3 protein-coding genes are annotated in these 4,088 nt (G+C 42.0%); all 3 read left to right on the top strand.

All coding sequences use genetic code 11. The features are described from left to right. The first annotated feature begins 329 nt into the window (after nucleotides 1-329). From sdhA to sdhE, 3 genes are read left to right on the top strand one after another with little or no spacing between them, the layout of a single operon-like run. Nucleotides 330-2,168 (top strand): 8-methylmenaquinol:fumarate reductase flavoprotein subunit, encoded by a 1,839-nt coding sequence (sdhA, locus tag Q0296_RS07005; RefSeq protein ID WP_298038584.1) that lies wholly within the window; start codon nucleotides 330-332, stop codon nucleotides 2,166-2,168. Between the two features lie 9 nt (nucleotides 2,169-2,177). Next, nucleotides 2,178-3,143: an 8-methylmenaquinol:fumarate reductase iron-sulfur subunit gene (gene sdhB, locus Q0296_RS07000; RefSeq protein WP_021085839.1), complete on the top strand. Its 966-nt coding sequence runs from the start codon at nucleotides 2,178-2,180 to the stop codon at nucleotides 3,141-3,143. Nucleotides 3,144-3,145: 2 nt separating this feature from the next. Beyond that, entirely contained in the window at nucleotides 3,146-4,003 is an 858-nt protein-coding gene (sdhE, locus tag Q0296_RS06995) for an 8-methylmenaquinol:fumarate reductase membrane anchor subunit (RefSeq protein WP_298038579.1), read from the top strand. The last annotated feature ends 85 nt before the right edge of the window (nucleotides 4,004-4,088 follow it).

Here is a 4,088-nt window from a genome sequence, read left to right as displayed (position 1 = left end):
TCTCAAAGATACGTAGAATTAGCCATTTTATAATATTGTATCTATTTTTATTAGTATATATTGCGTGATAATATTATTTTTATCTTTATCAAAATAATAAATTTATAAGCAGTTGCTACAAACACGATAAAATGGTCCTTTACTAAATGATTTTAGCTATCAAATCTCACTATACAACCTAAAATAAATTCTTATGTTTTTTTTAAGTAAATTTTATGTAAAGTTTCATTATTAATTTTTTAATTAATCTACTTATTTTAAAAAATATTAAGAAATTAACTGGCGGTGCGTCTTAACGCTAATAAACTTATTAAAATAGGAAGTTATCAATGAGTGAAAAATTTACCAGAAGAGAATTTCTACAAAGTGCCTGTATCAGCGTAGGTGCGCTAGCTACAACAGCTGGTGCGACCAATGTTTTTGCTGGCGAGTTGCCAAAGGGCAATGAAAAAGGCTTGCCATCTGTTGATGTGCTAATAATCGGCTCTGGCGGTGCAGGACTTCGTGCAGCAACAGCCGTTCGCAAGCAATATCCAAACTCAACCGTCGTTGTCGCTACAAAGATGATGCCATCACGTAACGCGACTTGTATGGCAGAGGGCGGTATAAACGGCGTTACCGACTTTAGTAACGGCGACAGCTTCAAGCTTCACGCCTATGACACCGTAAAAGGTGCAGCTTATCTTGCTGATCAAGATGCGGTTGTGAAATTTTGCGAGGCAGCAGGCGCAGTTATCCACGAACTAGACTACAACGGTATGCTCTTTTCTCGTAAAGATAATGGCGACGTGGCATTTCGTTTCATGGGTGGCGCTAGTAAAAAACGCTGTAACTACGCAGCCGATAAAACTGGCCACGTTTTGATGCACGCCTGTCTTGACGACGCTATCACAGCTGGAGTTAAATTTCTAATGGATCACGAGCTACTTGAGATCGGTCTTGAGGACGGTAAAGTAGAGGGCATCGTTCTTCGCAACATCCAAGATGGTCAAATTTACCCAGTTCTTTGCAAATCTCTAGTCATCGCAACTGGCGGATACACTAGAATTTTCTATAACCGCACATCAGTTCCATTTATAGCAACAGGCGATGGCATAGCTGCTGCGCTTAAAGTAGGTCTTGGTTTTGAAGACCCTGAGATGCTTCAGTTTCACCCAACTGGCGTTCAAAATGGCGGCACGCTAATCACAGAAGCTGCTCGTGGCGAGGGCGGATACTTGTTAAACAACAAAGGCGAGCGCTTTATGAAAAACTATCACGAAAAGATGGAGCTAGCTCCACGTGACGTCGTCGCTCGTGCGATCGAGACAGAAATTCGCGAGGGTAGAGGCTTTGGCGAGGGTATGAGCGCTTATGTACTTTGCGATGTTCGTCACCTTGGCAAAGATACTATCATGAAAAAGCTTCCAAAAATTCGCCACACAGCTATGCTTTTTCAAGACATCGACCTTATCGAACAACCAGTGCCTATCCGCCCAACAGCTCACTACTCAATGGGTGGTATAGAGGTAGCTAAATTTGATGATATGAGCACAAAAATCCCTGGAATTTATGTAGGTGGCGAGGCCTCATGCGTATCTATCCACGGTGCAAACCGCCTTGGTGGTAACAGCCTAACTGACGCAGTTGTAACTGGCGATCTAGCTGGCAAAGGTGCTGGTGCTTATGCTCAAAATGCAAAATTTGCAAGCGGTAAGAAAACTTCTGAGCTAGCAAAAATGTGGCAAGATAAATTTAAATCTATCGCAACAGGCGAGGGCGGCGTAAATGATATGTATGCACTTCGTGAAGAGCTTGGTAAAAACAACTGGGATCTAATGGGTATCTTTAGAACTGGTGCTAAACTTGATCAACTCTCTAAAAACCTAGAAGCTATCCAAGCAAAATATGACACCCTTAAAGTGCCAAATCAAAACCCAGTTATGAACACAGCATTTACTGACTATGTCGAGCTTGGCAACCTTATACTTCTTTCTCGTGCAGCATGTCTTGCAGCGCAAAATCGTCTTGAGAGCCGTGGCGCTCACACAAGAGAGGACTATCCAAAAAGAGATGATGTAAATTTCTTAAAACACAGCATAGTCACACTAAAAGACGACAAGCTTGAACTTAGCTACAAAGACGTTGTGACAGGCATATTTTCACTTGACGGCAAGAAGCCAGAGTAAGGAGCTAGGATGAAAATTATTATCGACCGTTTTGACGGAACTAAAAAATATGAATCAACTTATGAGCTAACAAATGAAGAGATCAAAGGCAAAACTCTTTTAACAGTGCTTTTTGACATCAAACAAAAAAAGGATGCGACGTTAAATTTCACAGCATCTTGCCGCTCAGCGATATGCGGTGCGTGCGCTGTTAGAGTAAATGGTCACTCATATCTAGCTTGCGATACAAAGATGAACGAGCTTTTGGCTGAGTTTGGCAATCCAGATACTATTAGAATTTCACCACTTGGAAATTTCAAGGTTATCTCAGACCTTATGGTGGATTGGGAGCCAAGTATCGAAAATTTACGCAAGATCAAACCAAGCATCACTGCTAAGTCAGAATTTAGCGCTGCAAAAGGCTGTAAGCAAAGTCAAAAAGAGTACGACAAAGTCGCACTTGAATGGGACTGCATACTTTGCGGTGCATGCGCTAGCGAGTGTAATAAACTTGAAGCAGACGCGAGTGATTATATGCAGCCATTTGTATTTGTTCATGCTTACAGAGCCGCTTTTGACTCACGTAGCAAAGATCCTATGCCACACCTAAAACCAGCTATCGATAATGGCCTTTGGATGTGCGTAAAATGCCAAGAGTGTGCTGATCGCTGTCCAAAAGGCATAAGCGCATGCGCTGACATAACTGATCTTCGCATCATGGCTATACAAAAAGGCTTTAATGAGGGCATGGGACCAGATCACGCTGAGGCGTTCTTAACTGATCTAGTTGATGGCTCAGGCAGGCTAAATGAGGTTAGACTTGCACTTCGTTCAGAAGGCGTTATCAAAAATATGGGCAAACTAGACATCGCTGCAAATTTAATGCTTGCTGGCAAGATGAATCCGCTTCATGTATTTGGCGAAGAAGACATAGAAGGTCATGACGATCTAGTAAAAATGATAAATGCGGCTCGCAAAGCTGCTAGTAAGGAGTAATTATGCAAAATGAATTCGCTTTTTTCCCAGGATGCGTACTCACTCAAGCAGCTAAAGAGGCTAAGATGTCGCTTGAGGCCATCGCTCCAGTGCTTGGCTGGAAGCTTCACGAGATAAAGGGCTGGAGCTGCTGTGGTGCTCAACAAGCACAAGACGTAGATCCTATGGCTGCACTTGTAGCAAATGCTAGAAATATAGCGCTTGCAGAGCAGATGAATATGCCGATGCTTACGACATGCTCAACTTGTATGCTAACTCTAACAAGAGCTAAAAGCACACTTGACAAGGGCGCAAAAGATCGTATCAATACATTTTTAGCTGAAGGCAATATGAAATATAATGGTACATCTGAGGTAACAAGCCTTCTATGGGAGCTTTACCAAAATGTCGATACGCTAAAAGCAAAGGTTGTTAAGCCACTTAGCGGTCTAAAAGTAGCTCTATTTTACGGCTGCCACAGCTTAAGACCTGAAAAAGATCTACACAACAGAGAAAGCTCAGTAAATCCAAAGAGCTTTGAAACTGTTGTAAGCGTACTTGGTGCTACTATCGTGCCATTTGAGAAAAGACTTGACTGCTGCGGCTTCCACGCTAGCTATCCAGCTGGGAAATCAGTAAGAAAAATGTCAAGCCAGATCGTAAATAACGCTGATCAAAATGGCGCAGACGTAGTTGTCACTCCGTGCCCACTTTGTCAAATGCAACTTGACATCTATCAAGAGAGATATCAAGATGAGAACCACTCAGATGTTAGAAAACCTATCATCCACCTATCTCAGCTTGTAGGTCTTGCACTTGGTCTATCTGTCGAAGACTTAGGTCTTGATCTAAACATCATCGACGCTAGCAAGATAGCGTAAATTTGTGTGGGCTTTGGCTCACACAATCAAATTTCCAAAATATATAAAATTTAAATTTATAAAAGTAGAGTAAAGCCCAAAATTT

The sequence above is a fragment of the uncultured Campylobacter sp. genome (genome assembly GCF_937890585.1).
Classification (GTDB): Bacteria; Campylobacterota; Campylobacteria; order Campylobacterales; family Campylobacteraceae; genus Campylobacter_A.
The sequence above is the reverse complement of the archived record's forward strand: the minus strand, read 5'-3'. Positions and strand labels throughout refer to the sequence as shown.

Coding starts and splice junctions, on each gene's coding strand:
- sdhB (WP_021085839.1), top strand. CDS start 2,178: ATGAAAATTATTATCGACCGTTTTGACGGAACTAAAAAATATGAATCA.
- sdhE (WP_298038579.1), top strand. CDS start 3,146: ATGCAAAATGAATTCGCTTTTTTCCCAGGATGCGTACTCACTCAAGCA.
- sdhA (WP_298038584.1), top strand. CDS start 330: ATGAGTGAAAAATTTACCAGAAGAGAATTTCTACAAAGTGCCTGTATC.